At 63.7% G+C, this 22,062-nt stretch carries 24 protein-coding genes; 9 read left to right on the top strand and 15 right to left on the bottom strand.

What is annotated here, in order from left to right; all coding sequences use genetic code 11:
• Positions 1-16: 16 nt before the first annotated feature.
• Complete coding sequence (locus K6L26_RS30790) at positions 17-358, top strand: hypothetical protein (protein WP_221852462.1); 342 nt, start codon at positions 17-19, stop codon at positions 356-358.
• 235 nt (positions 359-593) lie between these two features.
• On the opposite strand, the gene K6L26_RS30785 is transcribed toward K6L26_RS30790, so the two are convergent.
• Positions 594-734 carry a hypothetical protein gene (locus K6L26_RS30785; protein ID WP_221853519.1) on the bottom strand — a complete coding sequence of 47 codons (141 nt, stop codon included), beginning with the start codon at positions 732-734 and terminating at the stop codon, positions 594-596.
• A 103-nt stretch (positions 735-837) separates the two neighbouring features.
• Between K6L26_RS30785 and K6L26_RS30780 the strand changes: the two genes are divergently transcribed.
• From K6L26_RS30780 to K6L26_RS30765, 4 genes are all read left to right on the top strand, one after another.
• Complete coding sequence (locus tag K6L26_RS30780; protein WP_221853518.1) at positions 838-1,275, top strand: DUF962 domain-containing protein; 438 nt, start codon at positions 838-840, stop codon at positions 1,273-1,275.
• A 56-nt stretch (positions 1,276-1,331) separates the two neighbouring features.
• Positions 1,332-1,895 (top strand): TetR/AcrR family transcriptional regulator, encoded by a 564-nt coding sequence (locus tag K6L26_RS30775; RefSeq protein ID WP_221853517.1) that lies wholly within the window; start codon positions 1,332-1,334, stop codon positions 1,893-1,895.
• Positions 1,896-3,002: 1,107 nt separating this feature from the next.
• Positions 3,003-3,539, top strand: coding sequence for an XRE family transcriptional regulator (locus K6L26_RS30770; RefSeq protein ID WP_342394422.1), 537 nt, complete (start codon positions 3,003-3,005; stop codon positions 3,537-3,539).
• Positions 3,539-4,135 (top strand): DUF6036 family nucleotidyltransferase, encoded by a 597-nt coding sequence (locus tag K6L26_RS30765; protein WP_221853516.1) that lies wholly within the window; start codon positions 3,539-3,541, stop codon positions 4,133-4,135. The genes K6L26_RS30770 and K6L26_RS30765 overlap by 1 nt, the downstream gene beginning before the upstream one ends.
• A 93-nt stretch (positions 4,136-4,228) precedes the next feature.
• Here K6L26_RS30765 and K6L26_RS30760 read toward each other — a convergent pair whose 3' ends face one another.
• Positions 4,229-4,924: an adenylate/guanylate cyclase domain-containing protein gene (locus K6L26_RS30760; RefSeq protein WP_066904296.1), complete on the bottom strand. Its 696-nt coding sequence runs from the start codon at positions 4,922-4,924 to the stop codon at positions 4,229-4,231.
• Positions 4,925-5,289: 365 nt separating this feature from the next.
• Here K6L26_RS30760 and K6L26_RS30755 point away from each other — a divergent pair, with 365 nt between their 5' ends.
• The gene (locus K6L26_RS30755) at positions 5,290-5,826 is read left to right on the top strand and encodes a DUF4226 domain-containing protein (RefSeq protein WP_066904292.1); all 537 of its coding nucleotides are present in this window, start codon (positions 5,290-5,292) and stop codon (positions 5,824-5,826) included.
• On the opposite strand, the gene K6L26_RS30750 is transcribed toward K6L26_RS30755, so the two are convergent.
• From K6L26_RS30750 to K6L26_RS30695, 12 genes are all read right to left on the bottom strand, one after another.
• On the bottom strand, positions 5,805-6,155 hold the full coding sequence (locus K6L26_RS30750; protein ID WP_221853515.1) for a hypothetical protein: 351 nt from the start codon (positions 6,153-6,155) through the stop codon (positions 5,805-5,807). The genes K6L26_RS30755 and K6L26_RS30750 overlap by 22 nt on opposite strands.
• Before the next feature lie 323 nt (positions 6,156-6,478).
• Complete coding sequence (locus tag K6L26_RS30745) at positions 6,479-11,572, bottom strand: helicase-like domain-containing protein (protein ID WP_245008795.1); 5,094 nt, start codon at positions 11,570-11,572, stop codon at positions 6,479-6,481.
• Between the two features lie 380 nt (positions 11,573-11,952).
• Complete coding sequence (locus K6L26_RS30740) at positions 11,953-12,804, bottom strand: hypothetical protein (RefSeq protein ID WP_245008794.1); 852 nt, start codon at positions 12,802-12,804, stop codon at positions 11,953-11,955.
• Positions 12,805-12,820: 16 nt separating this feature from the next.
• Positions 12,821-13,279, bottom strand: coding sequence for a hypothetical protein (locus K6L26_RS30735; protein ID WP_221853514.1), 459 nt, complete (start codon positions 13,277-13,279; stop codon positions 12,821-12,823).
• Positions 13,280-13,684: 405 nt separating this feature from the next.
• Positions 13,685-14,740 (bottom strand): DNA-methyltransferase, encoded by a 1,056-nt coding sequence (locus K6L26_RS30730; protein WP_435405377.1) that lies wholly within the window; start codon positions 14,738-14,740, stop codon positions 13,685-13,687.
• A gap of 65 nt (positions 14,741-14,805) precedes the next feature.
• Positions 14,806-14,949 (bottom strand): hypothetical protein, encoded by a 144-nt coding sequence (locus K6L26_RS30725; RefSeq protein WP_221853512.1) that lies wholly within the window; start codon positions 14,947-14,949, stop codon positions 14,806-14,808.
• Between the two features lie 28 nt (positions 14,950-14,977).
• Positions 14,978-15,853: an alpha/beta fold hydrolase gene (locus K6L26_RS30720; RefSeq protein ID WP_221853511.1), complete on the bottom strand. Its 876-nt coding sequence runs from the start codon at positions 15,851-15,853 to the stop codon at positions 14,978-14,980.
• 95 nt (positions 15,854-15,948) lie between these two features.
• Complete coding sequence (locus K6L26_RS30715) at positions 15,949-16,440, bottom strand: hypothetical protein (RefSeq protein WP_221853510.1); 492 nt, start codon at positions 16,438-16,440, stop codon at positions 15,949-15,951.
• Between the two features lies 1 nt (position 16,441).
• Positions 16,442-16,918 (bottom strand): hypothetical protein, encoded by a 477-nt coding sequence (locus K6L26_RS30710; RefSeq protein WP_221853509.1) that lies wholly within the window; start codon positions 16,916-16,918, stop codon positions 16,442-16,444.
• On the bottom strand, positions 16,915-17,280 hold the full coding sequence (locus K6L26_RS30705; protein WP_221853508.1) for a hypothetical protein: 366 nt from the start codon (positions 17,278-17,280) through the stop codon (positions 16,915-16,917). Before K6L26_RS30705 ends, K6L26_RS30710 begins: the two co-directional genes overlap by 4 nt.
• Complete coding sequence (locus K6L26_RS30700) at positions 17,273-17,713, bottom strand: WhiB family transcriptional regulator (protein WP_221853507.1); 441 nt, start codon at positions 17,711-17,713, stop codon at positions 17,273-17,275. Before K6L26_RS30700 ends, K6L26_RS30705 begins: the two co-directional genes overlap by 8 nt.
• 74 nt (positions 17,714-17,787) lie before the next feature.
• Positions 17,788-18,402, bottom strand: a complete 615-nt coding sequence (locus tag K6L26_RS30695) for a hypothetical protein (RefSeq protein ID WP_221853506.1) — start codon at positions 18,400-18,402, stop codon at positions 17,788-17,790.
• Between the two features lie 147 nt (positions 18,403-18,549).
• Here K6L26_RS30695 and K6L26_RS30690 point away from each other — a divergent pair, with 147 nt between their 5' ends.
• Positions 18,550-19,155, top strand: a complete 606-nt coding sequence (locus tag K6L26_RS30690) for a helix-turn-helix domain-containing protein (RefSeq protein ID WP_221853505.1) — start codon at positions 18,550-18,552, stop codon at positions 19,153-19,155.
• A 19-nt stretch (positions 19,156-19,174) separates the two neighbouring features.
• Here K6L26_RS30690 and K6L26_RS30685 read toward each other — a convergent pair whose 3' ends face one another.
• Complete coding sequence (locus K6L26_RS30685) at positions 19,175-20,248, bottom strand: C40 family peptidase (RefSeq protein ID WP_245008792.1); 1,074 nt, start codon at positions 20,246-20,248, stop codon at positions 19,175-19,177.
• A 161-nt stretch (positions 20,249-20,409) separates the two neighbouring features.
• Here K6L26_RS30685 and K6L26_RS31940 point away from each other — a divergent pair, with 161 nt between their 5' ends.
• The gene (locus K6L26_RS31940) at positions 20,410-20,538 is read left to right on the top strand and encodes a hypothetical protein (RefSeq protein ID WP_264077646.1); all 129 of its coding nucleotides are present in this window, start codon (positions 20,410-20,412) and stop codon (positions 20,536-20,538) included.
• Between the two features lie 374 nt (positions 20,539-20,912).
• Positions 20,913-22,061: a hypothetical protein gene (locus tag K6L26_RS30680; RefSeq protein ID WP_221853504.1), complete on the top strand. Its 1,149-nt coding sequence runs from the start codon at positions 20,913-20,915 to the stop codon at positions 22,059-22,061.
• The last annotated feature ends 1 nt before the right edge of the window (position 22,062 follow it).

Here is a 22,062-nt window from a genome sequence, read left to right as displayed (position 1 = left end):
ACGCCGAGGTTCGAACGTGGGCTGGAACAAGACTCCCGTCCGCGACACCCAGTGGCGGGTCCACCCCTACTGGACCAAACAATCCCAAGCACTCGAACAAGACCAGGCCGCAGGTGGTCGAGCTTGTCGCGTCATCCAGGACTGCGGTGCCCTCGGGCGAGTGATCCTCCGACGCCGCTACCTGCGTCTATACGCCGAACTACGGTGGCAGATCAACAAGAAAGAATGCAGCCAGTTCCTGTGCGAGGTGTCCGCCGACAGCCGGGCAGCCAATCTAGCCGCAGCCTGGCAACGTGCTCACGAGCTCGGCCTGACCACGCCGAGCAGCGCGGCGGCCTCGGAGAACGTCCAGACCTGATCGCTCTGGTTACATTGCCTCGCCCTCGTGGAGCCGTCGAATGTGATCGTTGACCCAGTCGGCGTCGACAACGGCGAGTACTTCGCATCCTCGCTGGCGCGCACCAATGACGCAGGCCGCCGTCGTCACGGATCAGCTGTAGATAACTCGTTCACGACAGGCGCTTGCGCTCCGAACCAGCAGTCGTCGTGTATGTCGTGGATACCTTTGCACCACCTAGAGATATCGGTACACCTCAGTCCTCCAGCACCGGATTCTGCGTCGTTCCTATGACAGCATCGGCCGGAGCCGAGGCCTCGTCCTCACCGCCGATTTCATCCATCAGAACACTCGCGGCGCGACGATGATCGCAGATCTGATCGAGGACTTTGTTCACCGCGCGGTGCTCGCCTCATAGGCACGACGATACGAAAACTCTATTGACCGACTGGTCGGTCAATTGGTAAGGTTGAGATTATTGCCAACGAGAAGGAACTTTCATGGACGCTCCGCCACCAGAGGCCCCATTTGCTGAAAAGCTCGCCTTCTACCGCACCCAGCACACGAGCCGAGGTGTGCAAGCCACCCACCTGATCGGTGCCCCGACGATCATCTTCGGGATGCCGCTCATATTCGCTAAACCGAAGGCGGGGTTGTCGATGTTCGTCGCCGGTTGGGCGGTGAACATCCTGGGCCACATCGCATTCGAGAAAAACCTGCCGTCGACGCCAAAAGGTTGGCTCACATATCAGTTGACCGGGCTGATTCACGTATCGGAAATGTACGGCGAGATGTTGGCACGCCGCAGCCAACGGCGCGCCGGGCGGCGAAGGACCGTCAGCGGGGACCTGCCGTTGGCTCACCCCCCGCACCCTCTTGCTCCAGCGATCTCGACCAGCGTGCCGAGCGTCATCGCCGAATCGGCACCGGCAACCTGATCGAACGTCACGGTTCCGACTGAACCATGTCGCCCTCAACCGGTAATGTCACGGCGATGACCCTGCGCCAAGAAACCGCTGCGCGAACCCGACAGTCACTGGTTGATGCTGGGTTGCGCATTGCCGAGCAGTCAGGGCTGTCGGGCCTGAGCGTGAACCGCGTAGTGGACGAGGCCGGTGTATCGAAAGGAACGTTCTTCCACCATTTCGGCGACCGCGCAAGCTACTTGGTTGCACTTCACCGTGGCTTCCATGACCGCATCTTGGCTGACACGATCAGCGCTACCGAGACCCACAGACCTGGTGTGGATCGCCTTCTGCTGAGCGCCAGCACCTACCTCAACGTCTGCCTGCGCGAGCGTGGCGTTCGAGCACTGCTCCTTGAGGCTCGAGCCGAACCGGCGATTGCCGATGAGGTGCGCGCGCGCAACGCTGCCAATGCGACGCTGTGCGAACCGGACTTTCAGGCGATGAGTTGGCCACATCCCCACCAGAGCGCTCAACTGTGGGTCGGCATGGTGGCGGAGGCAGCCCTGATCGAGTTCGACACCGGCCGCAAGCTAACCCGGCTACGGACTGCCCTCGCAGGGTTCCTCGGCTCCGAAGCTGACCACTCCTGAGCGTGCAGCGGGGACGCCGGGTCGATCATCAGCACCGAAGTTTCGGTAGTTCGCGATGCCCGGCAGGCCAACGACAAGACGATGGCCGCCCCCACCCTTCGATCGTTCCCTGCACTCCGTGGACCGTCTGTTACTGCCGCACCCGCCGAGGCAACGCGCGAAAACGATCAGCCCAAGTTCGATCACTGAAACACCATCAAGTACATGCCTACAGATAAGCCTGTACCCCCCCGGACCGCACCAACCAAGAATCCACCGTCAGCGACAGTGGAGTACACCCCCGCTCTGACCTACAGATAACTCATCTAGAGTTCAGCGTCGTGTAGCCCTAACGGCCCGCGCAACAACACCAGGCGTGGATTGAGTCCGGAACTAGAGATCGTCGACGAGATGGGCACCAATCGGGCGGGGATGGGCCGTTCGCACGATGGCTGCGCTCAACGAGGCCGCCACCACTGCGGTCCGTAGCGGCTGCGCTCGGGTGTCCGACACTCTCATGTTTCTCCGGATTATCTCCGGCACTCTCATGTCTTCACGGAAAAATGGCGTCGAGTCTTCCGCGACTAGATGAGAGTTCCCAGTTCACAGCGCCGGTCCACTCTCACCATTTCCCGGATCGGACACCGATTGCGGTACATCCGATCGGCGCATACGTCGCAGTGGAATACCCGATGGATAGTCCCGCACTGGCACGCCTGGCTTCCGACCTGATAGGCACCGGGCCTCAGCGGATGGCCGTTGCGGCAATATTCCGGCGGCCCGGGCTCCACCCAGCCCCGGCGGGTATGCCTCAGCTTCCACTCGCTCATATGTTCGAAGTATTCACAGCGTGAGCGCGCATGTCGAACCAGGCCCAGATCGACGAAACCGTCAAGTGACGTTTTACGTACGCCCTTGCCCCGCGACAAATCGGGTCGTTGAGGATGATCGACTACGCCTCGAATGGCTAGCGATACAGCGCATTACGTCGTCCGGATGGTCATTCCCGAAACGCGTCGAGCACGATCCTGGTCGAGCAATCCTGAACCGGCCAGTTCCGCCGGATCACCATATGTTGGTGCTCATCCACTTGAATCGGACGAGCCCCACAGCGCCCTGGCATATAGCATGGGGTGCTATAATCGCAGTATGCGAGCGCGTGAGGTCCTCGACGAGGTCATGAGGGATACAGGCATGACCCAATCCGAACTCGCCCGGCTCAGCGGAGTCCGTCAACCCAGCATCAGCCAGATCCTGGCCGGCAAGATCGACTGCAGCGATGACCAACTGGCTCGCCTCCTCGCCTGCATGGGCTACCGCCTCGAAATCACCCGCCGAGCCGTCAACCCCAACCTCACGCGCTCGGAGCATCGCTCCTGGGCAGTGCACCGGCAGCTCGCCACACACCTGACCCCAGTGTCGCTAACCAATTGGGGGCCAACGATTCTTGCGAATATCACACGGCTGCGAACCGGGGTCCGCGGGCAGCCTCACCTGGCCAACCTTGACCGCTGGGAACGCATCGTTGAAACCAACGATGTGCCCGCATTGCGTCGCGCACTGACTGGCCTCGACCGCCAGGACATCGAGATGCGTGAGGTCACACCCATGGGCGGTCTTCTTCCCGACGAGGAACGTCGTGAAGCCCTCCGGAAGGTCGTTTGATGCGTCGCGATCAGTTGGAGCACGCGATTCGCACCGCCTGCCAGATCACCAATCAGGACGAGGTCATTGTGATCGGGTCCCAGGCGATCCTCGGCACCTACCCGGAATACGAACTGCCAGAACTGGCCACTCGCTCAATGAAAGTCGACATACTGCCCATCACCGATGACAACAACGTCACCATGGAACTGGCCGATCTGATCGTTGGCGTTGCCGGTGAGCTCTCGCCGTTCGAGCAGCTCCACGGGTTCAGCATCGACGGCGTTGACCTCACCACCGCGGCACTCCCCGACCGCTGGCGCGAACGACTGGTCAAGGTCCAAAACGCCAACACCGCCGCGCCGTCTGGACAGCCCCAATACATCGGCTGGTGCCTGGACAAAGAGGATCTGTGTGTCGCCAAGCTCTGCGCATTCCGGCCAAAAGACCGCGACTTTGTCGACGCCCTCCTCCAAGAACGGCTCGTAGACCCGGCCTTGATCGCCGAGAGACTTACTACTGTCGACGCACGCTACGGATCGGCCATCGACAACGCCGCCAACTGGCTGCAATACCGGATCAATCCGCCCAACCGATCGGGCGACAGTGCCCTCTGACCCGGATGGGCATTCGGGTCATACCAGCACGATCAATCGCCGTTTCATGCATCAGCGTTCCAACCAAGGCACCGGACCGCTGCTCAGCCGGCGTCAGAAGCTCCACCAATAGGTCGATCCGTAGATGTCGTATCCGAGTGCACGTGAGCCGAGAGGGGTCCACATGTTCTGCTTGGGGTCGCCACCGTACTTGGATGAGTCGTTGAGCATGGAGTAGACGTCCGCGCTGATGTACGTCGGGTAGTCCGTGGACAGCGCGGCCATCTTGGCGGCATTGTTGGCGGCATTCCCGACCCATACGAGATCGTTGCTCCCCCTGATTCCGGTGCGAGCTATGAACAAGTCTGAGGTGTCGATCCCGACCCGTTGTTTGAGGTTGAAGGTGCTGTTGGGGTATTGCTTCTTGATGGCCGGCCGGAGTATTTCGATAACCGCGTAGTTGATTCTGAGGCCACATTTGGCCGCGTTCGTGTTCTTGGAATCCCCGATGAAGACGGCCATGATGCGGTCCCCGTCGTAGGCCGTGATGACACCGCCTTGGTATCGGATGATCCGGGCGGCGCAGTAAAGGTAGTTCTTGTAGATTTCGGCCGCGAACCAGTCGTCGTAGTTCTTCACCATCTGGGTCGATCCGCCGAGGTCGGCATATAGCACGGTGGCTTCGAGTTTCACGGCATCGTTGGACAGCGATAGGTCGTCGGTGTCTGGGACCTGGGTTCCGTCGCGGGTTTTCCACTGGTTCTTGTGGGTTTCCGCAACATATTTCTCCAGGTCTTCTTTCAGCGACACGGGGACTCCTTCTGGGTGCTGCGTTGCGGTGAATCGTCAATGTACTGGCGGCGATACCAGCCTGTTGAGCATTTGCAGGTGGTGTGCGTTCGGGAACGTCGTCTACGGCGCCTGGCCCGGGATGGTGAAACGGTCTCGGCGGCGCGGCCGCGTGCCGTTATCGTTGAGTTGTGAGCGTTCTGGATCGCTTGGCTCAGGACCTAACGGCGACGTTGGCCACGTTGACCGGTGTTCGGCAGTCGGGGCCGGGCCAGCCTGCCCCGTTGCTACCAGATGGGCCGGACAACGGGGGCTTACAGCCACCCGCCGAACCGTATCGGCCTCCCCCACCGCAGTCGGTAGCTCCGCCCTCGGGTGGCGGATCGATGCCCCGCAGCACGCTGGACAACCTTCACGGCACCGGGGACGCTCCACATCCGATGCCGGTCGTGCAGGACCCCGAAGCCCTCGGACCGGGCTTGCATTGGACGGAGATCGCACCGGGGATCTGGATGCCGCCCGGTAGTGCGCGGGAACCCCAGTCGCCTCCGTGGCAGACGCATACCATGGGGTGGTCGGGCAACGCCGCTGATGAGGCGAAGGCTGCCGACGCTGCGCTGGTGCAGACGGCGCGCCATCGAGGCGAACTGGACAAGCAGTTAGGCAGGGGGATGCGGGATGCTGGGCAGTTCGCTCGAACCGCCCAGGAGCGCCTGCGCACTATCCAGGCTGATGTTGAAGCGGGTATGGCGGCCTTGCAACCGTCTCTGGACACCCCAGCGGGCCGTCAACAGTTGGCCAGTTTCTTGGACGCCAAGGCATCTGAGGCACGCGATGTGATCGAGCAGGCGCAAGCGGCGGCGGCGCAGGCCGCGGCCGTCATGGGCGCGGCGACCGCCGGCTACGGGAGCATCGCGCTGTAGGCGGCAGCGAGTTCCCAGCGCAGGCTTCCCGAGTCGGTCGCGTCGAGATACCAGTGGTGTTGGCCGGCATTGGCCTGCAGCGTGCCGGTGATGGAGTCGGCGATGTGCGGCGTCATCACCGGGTCAGCAAGGATGCCGCGCAGCGTCAGGGTAAGGCTGTCGGTGTTGCACGCGACTTCGATATCGAGGCGGGGACGGGCATTCAGGTCAGTCAGTAACTGGTGGGTGTGCTCGATCGCCGCGAACTGGGCGCTCTCGACGGGAGTTACGTCAATTCGGGGGCCACCGTCGCGGTCGGCGATGTCGTCGGACTCGTCTACCGCGCTCATGAGTTCAGCCCACGTTGATAGTGATGCCATGCTGGTGCGCACGATGCATCCGTGGTCCATCGTGGACGCCAGGAACTGTAACAGCCACGCTGAGAGCACATTTGGCCCTCGGCGCGGAGTGCGCTGAGGGTGACGCGTTCGGGCGCGACGGTGCCGCACATCGGCCAGCAGCGTCACGGTAGCCAGGTGGCCCTCCTCCCCTACCCGAGCTCCGCGTTGGTCGCGGTCTGCGGCGCGGTGCCCGACGTGGGGGTGCATGCGATAGAAGGTAGGCGGTGCTGGTGCCGCGGCGCTACAAGTAGCGCCGCATTGGCATCCTGTGGTTAGAGCTCGTGTTCGTGGCCGGGTGTGCCGTCGTCGAGATCACGATGGTGGTCAGCGATCGCCATTCGCTCACGTACGGCAATCTTGCGGCGCAGCACATCGGCGGTGGGGCAGCCGGTTTCCTCCAGTACCGCCGGCGTCGGGTTCAGCAGCAGGCTCCATCCCGGTTTGCGGCCGCGCATCATCATGCGTTCGTCGGCGGCGCGGGCCTTCTCCCTGCCTTCGGGGCTGTCGGCTGCCAGTCGTAGCTCCAGTGTGAGTGCCGCGAGTTCGGCTTTTTTGGCGTCGAGTTGGTCGCCGTGTTCGAACGGTGCGGGTGGGTTGGCCTGCAGATCATCGAGTTGGCGTTGGTCGCTGTCGAGGTTGGCCTGCAGGTTGGCGCGATGGGCGGGCAGTCCGCTGTAGAGGTTCTCGATACGCTTGACCAGTCCGCGTGCCTTGGCGGCGCCGGTCTCCCCCGATGAGGCAGTGTCCAATAGATCGTGGCTCTTGATGTCGGACGTGCGTGAGGGTACCGCCAGCCGCAGGATCAGCATGTCGTGCATGAGCGAGCGCGAACCAAGCACCTCCACACCGTTGATCGTGATGCCGATCGGCTCGAAGCGGGAGGCGCCCTCTTTGAGCCGGTGGTAGGCCTGGCGGCACGCTGACGACACGGCGCCGGCCTGGTTGGCTCGGTCGCTGTACGTCTTCCCGTCGATCGCAATCTTGAGTGGCGTTTCGTTGGCGATATGCTGTTCGACGTCGGCGACGTGTGGGTCGAGCTTTTCGATCTGGTTGTGCTGATGGGGAATTGAGCGTTCCAGTTCTCTGACTCTCCAGTCGCGTTGCCGTACTGAATCGTGATGTGCGCGTTCGAGGGAGCTAAGGCGGCGCACCTCGTCGTCGAGTTCGACCTGCCGGATGTAGCGGGGGTCGCCGGTGGCGATCGCCTTGGTCTCGGCGGCAGCCGAGCCGATGTCGCCGCCGCTGAGGTCTTCGATTTCGAGGTCGACGACCTCTTTGCGGCGCATCTGTTCGATGAACAGCGATTTGGCTTGTACTTTCTGCCACATCACGGTGTCGTAAGTTCCCTCGGTGACGTAGTTGAAGATGTCCACTTCTTCGTTCTGGTTGCCTTGGCGGATGATTCGCCCCTCGCGTTGTTCGAGGTCGCATGGCCGCCAGGGAACGTCGACGTGGTGCAGAGCCGCAGCTCGTGCTTGCACGTTGGTGCCCGTGCCCATCTTCTCAGTGCTTCCTATCAAGACCGACACCTCGCCGCGATTGCATTGGGCGAAAAGCGCTTTCAGTTCGCTGGGTTTGCGTGCTTCATGAACGAATCTGATCGCTGAGGCCGGCATCCCGCGTGCGATGAGTTCGTCTTTGATGGCCTGGTAGATGGTGAACTGGTTGGGGTCTTTAGACGGTGTGCCACGGTCGCAGAACACGATCTGCAACGGGCCGGTGCGGTCGAGTGGTTCTCCGGTGTCCATGTCGTGGTAGACGCGGTCGGCCAGCCGGGTGTGGACGCCCATGATGCGGTCGGACACGGCTTCGGCGCGGCTGTAGGCGGGCTTGGGAAGGTGCGCCAGCCGTGGATCGAGCGACACATTTCGGCCATCGTTGGCGATCTTGAGGGTGTTGTCGCGGTGAGCCTGCCGGGCGTCGAGGTGGTCGGCTCGGTAACCCAGATCGGCGATGAAGTCGCTGACCTGGATGTCGGGTTGCAGGCTGACGATTTGGCGCTGCCCGGTGCGCAGGGCCGGCAATCTCACCGGCACCATGTCGCGGGTGACGACGTCGGTGTAGGCCGACGACAATGCCAGAAGTTCGGGCAGATTGGTGAACTTGCCGACCCGGGTGACGGGCCGCAGCTTGGTTCCGGTGGCGTTGACTTCGACGGTCGTGACGGTGGTGGTAAAGGCCGCGCCCCAGTCGCCCAAGTCTTCAACACCTGCGTCGCGCATGAGGTCGGGGCGCAGGTAGCTCTGCATCACCCACAACTCCCCCAGTGAGTTGGCGATCGGCGTTCCGGTTGGCAAGGTGGCGACTCGCTCGACGACCTTGTCCTCGGGGATGCCGGCAGCGCGGGCCTCGTCGCGCCGCCGTTGCCGAAGTATCCTCAGTTTGAGGGTGAGGTCCTCTGCACGTTGGCTGGACGTGGGGCAGGACAACTCTTCGATGTTGCAGACGCGGGCCTTGTTTTTGTACATGTGGGCTTCGTCGATGAACAGGTAGTCGCATCCGCAGTTCTCAAAGCCCAGACCTTGATCTTTGCGGGCCTGATCAACGAGCCGTTGCAGCCGCTCCTGGGTCTGTTTGATGGCGAGCTCGATGCGCTTGACGGTCCGGTCAGAATCTGCGGTGGCCAGTTGCGCGCGAAGATCGTCGAGTTGCTCTTCTACGTAGTCTCGCACTACACCCGCGTTCACGCGGATCGCCGTGAACGCGGATTGCGGAATGATGACCAGATCCCAATCGCTGGAAGCTGATTGGGCGATGAACCGGCGACGTCCTTCTGCGGTGGTGGCGGCCGACCCGAGAAGCACCCGCGCTGCGGGGTACCACTGGTTGGCTTCCCGGCCGACCTGCTCGACGATGTGGTTGGGCACCACGATCCATGGTTGACGGACCAAGCCGAGCCGGCGCAGCTCCATCGCAGCCATCAGCATGGTGCCTGTTTTCCCGGCCCCCACAACGTGATCGAGAAGAGTGGCGGGCTCGGCGATGATGCGCGCGACAGCGTTGCGCTGGTAGAAGTGCGGCGTGAAGTGATCCGACAATCCGGGTAGCTGCAGTTTGGAGCCGTCGTAGCTGGGCGCTCGCAACGAGTTGAATCGCTCGTTGTATTCGGCGACGAGAACCTCGGTGCGTTGTGGGTCGTTGAAGATCCACTTTTGGAACTCTTCGGTGATCTTGTCGCACTTGGCCTGTGCGGCGAAGGTCGCCTGGGTGTCGAGCACACCTTCATCGGTGTGCAGAACGATGCTGCGGGAGTTGCAGAGGGCTTCGAGCAGACTCACCGCGTCGCAGCGATCACGGTCCAGTCCCCAGGTCTCGGTCATGAGCCGGCCGTGGCGCTTGTACTTGGCGACATCGACGGTCCAGCGGCCGCCGAGGTGCTCGGCGATCACATCGGTTATCCCGAAGGTTTCCTCGGCGAACTGAGCGATGTAACGTGCGTCGACCCACGGTGCTCCGGGTCGTACCTTGATCTGGTCGGCCGTGCGGTCGGGTGGGACCAGATCGCGCAGCACCTCTGCATAGCGGCGATACACCGGGTTGTGCTCAGCCGCGAGCGCAGCTTCGGTGTGCTTGCGACGCACGTTGCCGGATAGGGCGGTGACAGCGGGGATCAACTCGTCGGGGTCGTCGAGGCTGGGATATACCAGTCCGTCGAGCAGGTCGCGGGCGTCATCGACGGGAACTTCGAGCAGCTCGGCGATGTAGTCGAGATCGACCCGCAGGTTGCGGTCCAGGCTCATCGCCAGTGCATCTTCGGGCGTATCAGCATGGATTCGTTCGGGGGCTGGGGTGAGCAGGTCCGTGGAGAAGATCGGGGATTTGCGGGCCAGCCCGGTGTCTTCGTCGAAGTCCTCCAGCGCGCACACGATGGCCCACCCGGGGTCGTGGCGCATGCCTCCGTCTAGATGGGACCGTTTCTTGTAGGGAGCGGGGGCTTCCCAGGCGGCGCTGTCCCATTGTGCGAGTAGCTCGTCGGGGATTGGGCCACGGTACGGGGCGCCGGGTTGTCCTTCCTTTTCCCGCCATCGGGCCTCGGTGGCGGCGAGTTTTTCATCGTGACGCGCCTGGGTGATCTCTTTCGGGTGGACCCACGTGAATCGGTTGATCGGACCGTGCCGGCGCACGTAGTTGTCGTAGAGCGTGTTGAGGTGGCCGCGCAGTTGGTCACGCTCGGCTTGCGGGCGGCCGTCGCGTTGGGAGTGAATGAGGCTGGTGGCGACGTCGCGGAGGGCGATCAGTTCACGGGTCTCGCCCAGTCGAGACTTCGGGGTCTTGTTTGGCTCCCAGGCGTGGCCTGACCAGTAGTCGATTCTCTTGGTCTCGGGGTTGTAGCGCAGGGTGTAGAGGGGCGTCTCGTCGCCACGGTCGGCGGCGGTGATCAGGCCCGGGTCGAAGGTTTCGGCAGAGACGACGGTGAGGTCGCCGACGGTGGCGGTGAGGCCGCGGCTGCTGTCGATGGCGTCATCGATGATTTCGGTCAGGCATTGGTCAAGCTGCTGCGCCAGCGCGGGCCCGGTTTCGCCGCCGACGGCGAGGCTGGGTGAGCCGTTGAGGCCTCGACCGATCCGCATACTGCCCAGTACGTGACCGGGGTGGGCGGCGTAGTAGCTGTTGATGAACAGGTCGGTGGGCTCGCCTTCGTCGTCGAGCATGGGTGCGGTGGTGGTAACCCACTCTGGGACCACATCGGGCACGGGCTGTTGCGGGTCGCGGCGGCGCAAGATGAGCAGATCGGTGACCACGTCGGTTCCGGCGACTCGGCTAAATGCCTTGGACGGCAGTCGAACTGCTCCGATGAGGTCGCCGTATCCGGCGATGGCGCTGCGGGCGGTGTCTTTGGTGGCATCGAGGGTGTAGCGGCTGGTGAGGACCGCGACGTATCCACCAGGGGCGGTCAGGGCCAACGATTTCACGATGAAGTGGTTATGGACGGTCAGGCGTTGAGGATTGTGGCTGGGGTCCGCGATGACGTACTGGCCGAAGGGGACGTTGCCGATGACCGCGGCGAAGCTGTTCTCGGGGACGCGTGTGGCTTCGAACCCTTCATGTCGGATCTGGGCCGAGGGATACAGATGGGCAGCGATCGCCGCGGTGATCGCGTCGTTCTCGACTCCGACCATGACCGCGTCTTCGGGTGCGTGGCTGATGAATGTGCCGCTGCCGCATCCGGGTTCGAGGACCCGGCCACCGGAGAATCCGGCACGCCGCACTGCTTGCCAGATGATCTGAGCCAGAGCGGGATCGGTGTAGTGGGCGTTGAGTACCGAGGCTTCGGCCTGGCGGTACTGATCGGGGGTGAGTAGGTCGTGGAGGCGTTGACGTTGGTCGGCGAAGGTGTCGTTGCGGTGGTCGAACACTGCTGGCACCGCTCCCCATCCCGACCATGCGGCAAGGACTGCCTGCTCGTCGGTGGTTGCGGGTCGGTCGGCTTCGCGCAGCTTCTCGAGCAGCTCGATCGCGGTGATGTTGGCGCGGACGCGTGCCTTCGCTCCGGAGGGGACTAGCGTGTCGGTGCTGGCGGGAAAGTCGGTCGGGGTTCGGTATGCCGCCGTCGGTGTGGTGGGGGCTGTCGGCCCGGGCGCGGTCTGGTCGACATCCTGCTGCGGCTGGTCGGGGTCGGCCGAGACCGTTGGCGTGGGGACGGGCTCGGCCGGTTGTTGCGGTGGCGGAAGTTCGTGGCCGCCGGGGTCGATCGTGCGTGGGTCGGTGGGTTGGTCGACGACCTCGTCGAAAAGTGAGGGTTGGGCTAGCGCTCTGGCAGGCCGTCGTGGCGCAGATCGTTGTAGACCAGGTCGGCCAGTGTCGCGGCCAGCGGGTCGTGCTGATGGGTGGGCAGCGGAAGCTGGTCCTCGGCGCGGGCCGCCAGCAGATACTGCGCCTTGATCCGAAACACCGCCGAGAAATCCGGGGCCGGCCAAATCGCCGCGGCCAGGTCCTCGATCTGCTCGCTGGGCTCGCTGCGATACCGGGGGCTCGTCCAGCGCTGATCCCAGGGCACCTGGCTGCGAGCCAGTGTCTCGGTCGTCGGTGCTTCGAGATCGTTGGGGTCCTCGGTCTGGGGAATCTGTTCGTAGAGTTCGTTGTTGAGCACTGTTTCCATCGCCTGCGACCGGGCGTTGTTCAGCAGCCCGACTTTGGTCAGATAGTCCGGCGGGTGACCGTTCTGGTTCTGCCAGTGTTGAACGGCCTGCTCCCCCATTTGGGCTGCTAGGTCCGCGATCTGCAGGCTGATCCGCGAAGCCTCGTTCTCCAGGAACTTCTCGCGCTGGCCGGCGGTCCAGTTCTGGGGTAGTTGGAGGTGCTGGCTGTAGATGTTGTCCACGATCTGGCGTATCTCCGGGCTGGTCACTGCCACCTTCCCCGTCGAGGATGCTGAACAGATCGGGCTGATCTTGGCCCGGACCTGTGCGTCGCTTTCCTGCCATATTGTCCTCTCCTGGGTGATGGTGTCGGGATCTGGGTAGCCCAGCGCGGCGCAGAAGTTCCGCCATCCCTGCTCGGCAAGGGCTTTACGGCGAGCTCGGGCCGCCGCCGCGCGAGGGTTGACGGCGCTCATCGCGGCCTCCTTGCCGCCGGTCGAGGTGACAGATGTCGGCATCCGGCGCGAGATGAGGTCATCGGCTCTGCTGTAGGCAGGCCGCGGCCTCGACCAACAACGCGGTGATGTGGCGACGATGCTCGACCGGCAGAGTCCGCAGCTGAGCAAGTGCGGTTCGCAGCGTCATCGTGGTGGTGGGCCGGTTGCAGCATGCCTGAGCCTGGTTCCACAGCGGGTCTGTCACGTCAGCCAGGTGCAGCTGGCGGGCCGTGTCGAGTACCCATTGGATTCCGTGCCCGTGACCGGCCCCGGATGCCGTGTGGATGAGGGCGGCCAGCGGGGTACGCGCGATGCCCGACCACCAGATGGTGTCCCTGTAGGTGATGCCGATGCCGGTCAGCGTTTGATCAGCCAGCGTGATCGCGTCGTTGGGGCTTGAGATGCGCGCGAGAGGGTCGTGTCGCAGGAAGAGCCGAAGACGTCGCCCCACAGTGCGGGGTGGACGGATGTGTCGAGAGAGGGTGTGAGTGCTCATGATTCATTCGTCCTTTCGGTTAGGTTCCTTGTCTGCCCTGGATTGGCATGCAAGTAGGCGGCGACGTTGATGCGGGCAGCGTTGATGTCGAGACCTGTGAGGGAGAGCAGTAGGCCGCGTTTCAGCTCGGTCGGCAACCGGTCCCAGCAGGAGTCGCACGGATCGTGGTGGTCGCTGACGGTCTGTCCGCAGCCGCCGGGGCACCTTGGTAGGACTGTCTTTTCGAGTCGGGACGCGGACATGCCCTGTTGGGTATCCGGTGCGGCCACATAGGCGTAGGTCCAGCGGATCGGATGCCCGCATGTGCGGCATTGCGACGGAGGCGGTATCAGCGCGGTCAGGGGCATGAAAGGGTCAGTCCATTCGCTCGGTGGCAGTGGTGGTGAGCGTCGTCGGGCGGTTTGGTCACGATGCGTCTTCGCTTGCGATGCTGTAGAGAGTGGGGGCTGTGTCGTGGCCATCGCCGTTGGGTTCGGGCATGTCGGCGGCGGAGTCGACGACGCAGAAGTCCAATGTGGCGTCGCGCAGACGTGTGCGTAGTGAGAGGTCGAGGTAGTCGGCGTTGATATCAATGCCGATGTATCGGCGCCCGGTGCGTTGGGCTGCCAGGCCGGTTGTTCCTGCACCGTTGCACGGATCGAGGACGATCCCTCCGGGTTTGTATCCGGCGATGACGCACTTTTGGGCCAGTGTGGGTGGCATGACGGCGAAATGAGCGTGTGGGAATGGGATGGTGCTGATCGACCAGACGTCGCCGGGGTTGCGACCTCGGGGGTGGTTCATTTGGTCGAGGCGCATCGTTTCCCGCTTCCCTTCTCCGACATAGGGTTTGCCTTCACGGGCAGCGCGTCCTGTTGGTGAGCGGTGGGCGGCTACCCTTTTAATGCTGGTCTCAGCGTGAGATTCGCGGATGGCGTCGAGGTCGAACCAGTAGTTCGGTGATTTCGTGAGCAGGAAGACATATTCGTGTCGTGATGACGGTCGATCGGTGACACTTTCGGGTTTGGCACAGGGCTTTTCCCAGACGATGTCTCGGCGCAGGATCCAGCCGTCATCCTGGAGCGCGAAGGCCACCCTCCAGGGGATTCCGAGGAGCTGCTTCCGGCCGATGGTGCCGGTGGTGTTGATTCGCCCGGGCATGACGTCGGGTCGGCTGCGTCCTGAGGTTGGCCCAGCTGAAGCGTCAGCACGGGTGCTGTAGGTGTCGCCGAGGTTGAGCCATAGGGTGCCGTCGTCGGTGAGGACGCGGCGCAGCTCGCTGAAGAGGTCTCGAAGGTTGGCAACGTATTCCGCTGGTGTTGACTCCAGCCCGTACTGTCCTTCGGCACCGTAGTCGCGGAGGTTGAAATATGGCGGGCTGGTGACGATGCAATCCACTGAGCCACTGGGCAGTTCGCGTGCGACGTCGAGCGCCTTGCCGTGGTACAGCGTCACCTGGTCGTCGCGGAAGTACGGTGACAGGGTGGGACGGGGCGCGCTGTGCTGGGCGCGATCGAGTGTGGACACGCGATACTTGTGTGCCCGGGTCATCGTGTCGTCCAGGCGGAGCGGCGCAGGTGGCGGCGGCGCCGCGCGGTCAGCATGAGAGTGAGATTGTCGGCGAGGTCGGGCGCAGGTGCGGGCGGTCGAGCCGCGACCGGACGTTGATCGGTGCAGAGTGTCGTGGCCATGATGGGATTCCTTTCACCGAGGGGCCGGTCATGCAGGCGCCGAGATGGCCGTTCGTTGATCCTGGTCGGACGAGTACAGCTGGACGTCTGGGTTGGTGGCGGTGCGCAGGATTGCGTCGCTGACGGTGGTGGCGGCCTCACCCAGCAGCATGTGGCCGGCGTGGGGCAGGTGTATGCGCGTGACATCGGGAATAGCCGCGGCCATGGCGTCGGAGTGGACGGGTGGAGTGAGAAGGTCTGTCCCCCCGCTGATCACGGTGGTGGCTGCGCAGATGTTGGGCAGCACGTGGTGGCGGTCGTAGGTCTTAAGGGATTGCAAGAACCCCAGTGTGGTTGATGTCGGAGTGGATCTGAACGCATCGGCCAGTGACGCGGAAACCGTCTTGTCGTGGGTGACCAGATCGCACAGTGGTTGCGCCAGGGCGCGCATGACTCGCTCAGTGAGTGCCTGGGGAAAGTGCTGGGCCAGGTTGATGGCGGTGTCGAGGCCGGGCAGAGCGAGCATGCGGCCGAGGCCGTGATCGGTGAGCCTGCCGGCCGAGGTCGCGATAAGGACGAGTCCCTGCGGGCGTACGGGTTGTTGGCTGACCGGGCGGGCAAGGTAGCTCAACGCGGTCATTCCGCCCATGGAGTGCCCGGCGAGGGTGAGCGGGCCGGTGACGTGCAAAGCGGTGAGGACCTCAGCGAGATCTTGGGCGAGCCGGTCTGGTGTATAGGTGTGTAGCGGCGCCTGCTCGGACCGGCCGTGTCCTCGGTGGTCGGGCTGGATGATGCGGATGCCTGGGCGGCGTCGGGCTCGGGCTGGGCGGTACCAGGACTGCCTTCGCAGGCACAGTCCGTGGAGGAGCACGACGGTGTGTTCGATATTCCCGTCGGGGATGTGATCGCAGACGCACAGCCTCACACCGTCACTGCTGTGGACCGTGTGACGGTGTGGCCCGGTTCGAGCGGCGGGTGCTGGAATGGCATGGAGGCGTTGGATGCTCGCTGAGGGCCGGATCATGGCTGTGCCTCACTCTCGCTTTCTCCACAACCGCCGGGGCCGAATTGCCTCCAGGGCACGAATCGGTAGCTGCCGTTGCGCAGCGGGCACCAGAAGCCCCAGTCACGCACGCGAGGGCCGGTGACGACGAGAGTTAGGCAAGGGATTTCGTTTCCCTCAGGAGTGCGAGGCAGCCGCACGCTGTGGCGGTGCTGGGCCTGGTGCAGCGCTAGGCTGCCGGGGCGGCGGGAGGTGATCCGACTGGGTTGGACCTCGGTGTAGCCGCCAGTGAGGATCAGCGATGCGAACCACCATGGATGGTCGTGGCACGTCGGGTCGTCGGATGCCACGAAGCGGTGCAGATAGATGTTGCACAGCGGGTTTCGCGGAATGAGATACCACCGCTGCAGGTACGGCGCACCATGGTTGTAGATGATTTGGTGTGGTTGCCTGCGCAGTAGCACCCCCAGCCAGGACCCTGGGTTCGGTGTACTGATGGTGGCGCTCATGTCAGCCTCGGATCAGACCAGGTAGGTCAGAAGGCGAAAATGGCTGAGGCAGCGGGTATTCGGTGACCACTATCGGTTGCTGACCACTGACTGGCGGCCGGCTGTCCTCAAGGAGGCGGATGGTGGTCAAGATCCCTGCAAGGCAGAGGATGACACCGAGGAGGATGCCGAGTACGAAGAACCAGATGGACCACGAGTTCACCTGGTTCACCTGGCTGTTCACCCCGCTGGCAGCTGATTGGCTCGCCCTGCCCTCGGCATCCAACGCTGACATTGCGGAGCGGTGCGCCCTTGCTGCTGAGGTGGATGCGCTGTCGGCTGCGCTTGCTTCGATAGCCGCGCAGGAACGCGCGGTGGCGGTCATGGTCCCTGTAGAGGCAATTTCGGACCAGCTCAATGGGCCAGCGGCGGAGTCGTGGGGGGCTGCGTACTCATCGTTCAATTCGTCGCCGACGTTGGGAGCCATGCGTGACGTCATGACGGTGATCCCTTTCGCCCCAGCAGGAGTTGAAGCGCGTAGGCGCTGCAGGGAGCGTTGAAGGCGTCCTCGAGGCGGTCGATTTCGTCGTCGTCGCAGCTGCGCGCTGCCGACCAGGTGACGATGCGGCCACGGGCGGGATGCTTGATGATCTTTCCGTCGGCGTGGAGTTTGAGCAGAGCTCGGTACACGCGCTCTTGCAATGGCGGATAGTGTTCGGTTCCACCAGGCTGTAGCGGCTGAGCTGGTGCGTTGGCTCGCAGCTCGCTGGTACTGCGCGGCTGCGCCGCGGTGCGAAGTTGAGCCAGGATGTCATCGCGCAGCATGGTGTTGAGGTGCTGCTCAAACTTTCGATCAGGCACCGATCTGCTCCTTGCGGGCGGCGGCGACGGCAGTAATGGCGCGACGGCGCGTGTGTTCGGCGTGGGCGTTGGTCCATGCCTGGTCGAACTTGCGTTGTTCGGTGGCGACGAAGCGCATTGCGGCTGCGATGTCGTTGCGGCGGTTGAACTCCTGAGGATGGAGCTGTCGCGCGGCGACCTTGCGAAGCTTCTCGCGCGCCTCATCCATGTCGCCGTCTTCGGCGCGGTCACCCGGGAGCTGGACGCCTGCCCAGACGCCGTCGGTTTCTGCGAGATCGAGGGCGGCCTGGGCGCATTGAGGCTGAAACGGGCAGTTGTTGCAGATCCGGATGACGCGGGCGCGTGGCACGGGGTGCCGTGGGAACCACTTGTCGGGATTGTCGTAGCGGCACAGGCCGCGTGTCTGAGGAGTGCCGCTCGGTGTGTCCGCCATTGTCGACCCCTTCTGCGTAAAGACGACCCTGTGTAGTCAACTATGGTTGTTATATCACGCCTTTAGTTGATTTTCTACATGCTCTTTGTTGAGCAAAACTGCGCACGGCTTTCGACGTGGCCCGGGTCGTCGCTGATCGCGGTCCAGGCCGGTTCCAGCAATTCGGGGATCACGACTCCGGCGGATGCCACGAGTGCCTGTGCGCGGAGGCGGTGATTGCGCCGAATGTGAGCATCGGTCGATTCGGCAGCGAGTTCCAGGCTGGCCCGCGCCTCCTCGATGAGGTCGAGTGCTCGGGCATCGAGCGGCGGGGTTCCGCCTGGATATAGTCCGCGGCGAGCTGAGCGTCGGGCGTGTTGGTCTGCCAGGTCAAATGCGTATTCGGCGGCGTGCGCCGCGGCGAGGGCGGATGCCGCCCCCGCCGGGTCTGCGGGCGGGCACTTCGTGAGCTGTTCGGCTGCGTCGTCGAATGCCTTGGCGAGTGCTCGTGCGAAGCGGTCGGCACTGTCGGCCAGTGTTGGGCGGTCCAGCGCTGAGCGTGGATCGCCCACGAATTGTTGGTAGCGCTGCCGGACGCGGGCAAGTGTGTCAGCAGCGATGAGGACCATGGCCGCGGTCCGGGCTGTGACCTGCGGTGATGGTGCGACCGTCGCGGCGGGATGCCCCTTGCGGGTGAGTTGACTCAACATTAGTTGAGTTTAGTTGACTATTACGGGCGGATGTCTACAAACCAGGTCGTGTTTGGCCTTCTATGGTTGATCAGGCCCTATAGTTGTGGTTCACAAGACACAAGTGTGCGAGCAGCAGTTTGTGAGGCATTCGAGCGGGAAGTGGCGATGGCGAAGGCGGAACACGAGGCGGACGGCGTTGACCCGGCGATCGCACGTGTGGGCCGGGCTGTGGCTGACCGGCGTCTCGAAATGGGTATGGCCACGCAACGCGATCTGGCTGAGGCAGCAGGTGTCGCTCTGAACACCGCCGCGTTCTTGGAACGGGGGCGCACCTTTCCCCGCGAGGGCAACCAACGCAAACTGGAAACTGCCCTGAACTGGCCGCCCGGCACCCTGCGCTCGATGCTGCGTGACGAACCGCCCGCCGGCCACACCGGTCGAGAGCGACCAGCCGCGGCTGAGCCGGTCGTGCACACCCATGTCGGGGCGCAGTCGCCAACGGGTGCTGCGTCGACCACGGTGCACACCATGGCGATCGCCAGTGCGGTAGCAGCCATCGCGACGAAGTCGATCGCGGTGATGCTGCGCCACGATGATCCAGAGACCGGTCCGGCGTTGCGTGAGCTCGACCGCATGTTGCTGGAGTTGGAAAAGGTGATTGCCGCGAGCCTTCCGCACGCGGCCGATGCGTTCGACGAGACGATGTCGGCGCTAGCCGATGTTCACCGCCAGCGCGAGGTTCTCAGGGATGCTGCTCGTCAGGTGAGCTGAGTTGGGGCCGCTTCCAGGCTCAGGCAGCGACGGGACGACGAGCAACGAAATCGGCGGGCATCGGCGCGACCTTGACGACGTCGCCGGTTTGAGGCGCGTGCACCACCTGGGTAGGCGAAATGGCCAGCATGACGTGGCCTGGCCCCCTGTCACCCCATGACCCTTTCGGAAAAATGATGTCGCCTTCCTGCGCATCACCGGGGGCCACGGGTAGACCCTGTTTTACCTGGCTATAGGTGTCGGGGCCGAGTGTGACGCCGGCTTGCCGCCATGCCCACTGGGTGAGCCCGGAGCAGTCGAACACGTTGGGACCCTTAGCGCCCCATACGTAGGGGGTTCCGCGTTTGGACAGCGCTGCTTTGACCGCTGACTGGGCCAGAGGTCCGCCGCCGGAACCGGCCAGCGCCGCCGTGCCCGGCCCTCCCAATGTTCCGCCGGGTCCGCTTCTCTTGAAGCCAGCGCCGCGGGTGAAGGCGGAGAGGTTGGGGATCAGGCCGGCGCCGCCGAGGCCGGGTAGTCCACCACCGCCCATTCCCCCGCCACCCATGGGCATCCCGCCGCCCATCGGGCCACCCATACCGCCACCCATCGGCATACCGCCGCCATAGCCTCCTGCAGCGCTGCGAATCGCATTGGCCAGCATCACGTTGCGCGACTCGGAAACCTTGAGCAACGCTTTGGCACGGTCGAGCTGGGACTGCAGATGATTGACCAGCTGCGTCTTACCGGCCGGGGTGTCGGTGCTCGGAGCAATCGCAGCCACTCCCCTACGCGTGTCGGCGTTGACGTCGTCCATCCCGCCACCACCAGACTGAGAGGTCTGGGCCGCCCCCGTGAAACCCGGCGCAGTTCCTCGATCAGCGCCGATCACATTGTCCAGAGCCACCACACGACCGCCGCTGGCCGACAGATGCGTCGTCGCGCTCGCTCCGCCCCACCCCGCCAGCACTCCCCCGGCCTGGGCCAAACTGTCCTTACCAGCGCTCAGCGCCGGTGTGCTCGACCATCCGCCGGCCGCCGGCGCAGGCCCAAACATCTTGCGCGCGTCACCGAGCACCTGACCGGCCTCGGCCACAAGCGCATCAAGTGACATGCCCCGCAGTATGAACGAACACCACCACCAACCTCCAACACCCACCCCAACTCCACCGAAAACTCGATGCGGTGGCGTGCAGCATCAGGCTGGGGAAGGCGGGTTGAGGAAGCGCTCCGGGTCAGTGGAACCAAACGCGCCAACGCTGCGTCGAACCTGTTATGGATGCTGACGAGCGGCTCGCCGCGGTAGCCGAAGGCCTAGATCCCGACGATCCGCGGGTGCGCAACGGGATCGACCTGGTGCGCTGGGAACTGTCGATGATGTTTGGCCCGGCGGCGACGTTGTAGGCGGCAAAGCATGCTGGCATGTCTGAACTGGCGGTTACCCTCGTCGTGTGGCTGAGGCGTACGACATACATATCGGCTACCCGCCGCCGGCACTGTGGGACAAGGTACCCAACGGCTCCGTGAAGCGATACAAATCCCTCGGCGGCACAGGGGTCCGCCCAACGCTCACCTCGGAGCAATTCGACTGGCGCACTCTCGGTTTGACACCACGGTGGATCGGTGAGGACAGCAGCGGAGCGCTTGCCGCGATCGAACCCAGCCAGGTTTTCAACCGCGGCGCGGCCGAGTGGACACGGTTCATCACCGGGTCACGTCATCGAAACGAGGTCGCACTGGCGGTGTCGATGATCGGGCATCCCAGACCACCATCGGAGATGAATGTCCGGGACATCTTCGGCGGAGCTGACGAACGTGTCGACCTTCCAGGCTCTGCGAATGGTTTTGGTTCAGTGGGCGGCTTTCGCACGCCACTTGTTGTCGTTCCCGCAATCGTCGAAGGTTTGGGACGTGCCGATCGTGACCTGGCATTACGGCTGATCAACACACGTGATCTCGCCATGGACTGGTGGACGCTGGACCGCAGCGCAACGATGATCTTCTCCGGAAGCGGTGGACCGGGGCAGAAGGTGGAACCCGACGGCTCCTTGCAGCCCCTGCTCGTCTCGACAACCGGGGAAGTGGTCGCCGCGGTGTGGATCTCCCCGGATGAGCAGCTCCGTCATTACATCATTCCTTGGTTGTCGTCCTGGAAGACCGTTCTGGAATGGCTGGCGCAGCATGCCATTCCAGAGTTCGTGCCGTCGGCGGTACGCCGAATCCACGCCAATCTCGGCGAAGATCCTGCCCTGCAGACTGTTGCCGAAACGTCCGCGGCTGCGGCCCGGGCGGAACTCGACGAGCAATACCGGGTGCAGTGCGAGCAGCTCGACGAGATACTCGAGGAAGCCCGTTCCGCTGCAGACGAGGTGCGTTTCAACCTGTTGTACGGCAGGTCCACATCTCTCGAGGATGCTGTCGCGGCAGTGCTGACGGACGCCGGGATGACGGCTGTTCCCCTCGACAGCGACCTCAAGAACACTGCAAGCGCTGACCTACTCGTCACCTACCAAGCTCGACAGCGCCTGGTCGAGGTCAAAAGCGAGTCGGGCAATGCCTCAGAGAAACTTGTTGGAGATGCACGGAGACACCTCGACACCTGGTCAGCCCTACGGCCAGACGTTGCGATTGAGGGCGTTTCGCTCGTCATCAACCATCAGATCAAGACCTATCCCGGCGACCGCGCCCACCAGGCGTACACGAGACCGGAATTCGTGCAGTCTTTGACGATCCCGGTCGTCACGACCATTGCACTTTTCGACGCATGGCGTCGGCGCGATTTCGAAGCCATACGCACCGCTGTGCTCGGAGTCGCTCCCCCACAGCCTGGCAAACCCGCCGTCGAGCAGGAAACGCGGCCGGTTACTGAGTTGCCCTCGCGCACGCCCCGTGTGCGACGGTGGTGGAGCCGAACCCGAGATTGTTGAT

It is taken from the genome of Mycobacterium farcinogenes (assembly GCF_019739075.1).
Lineage (GTDB): Bacteria > Actinomycetota > Actinomycetes > Mycobacteriales > Mycobacteriaceae > Mycobacterium > Mycobacterium senegalense.
The sequence above is the reverse complement of the archived record's forward strand: the minus strand, read 5'-3'. Positions and strand labels throughout refer to the sequence as shown.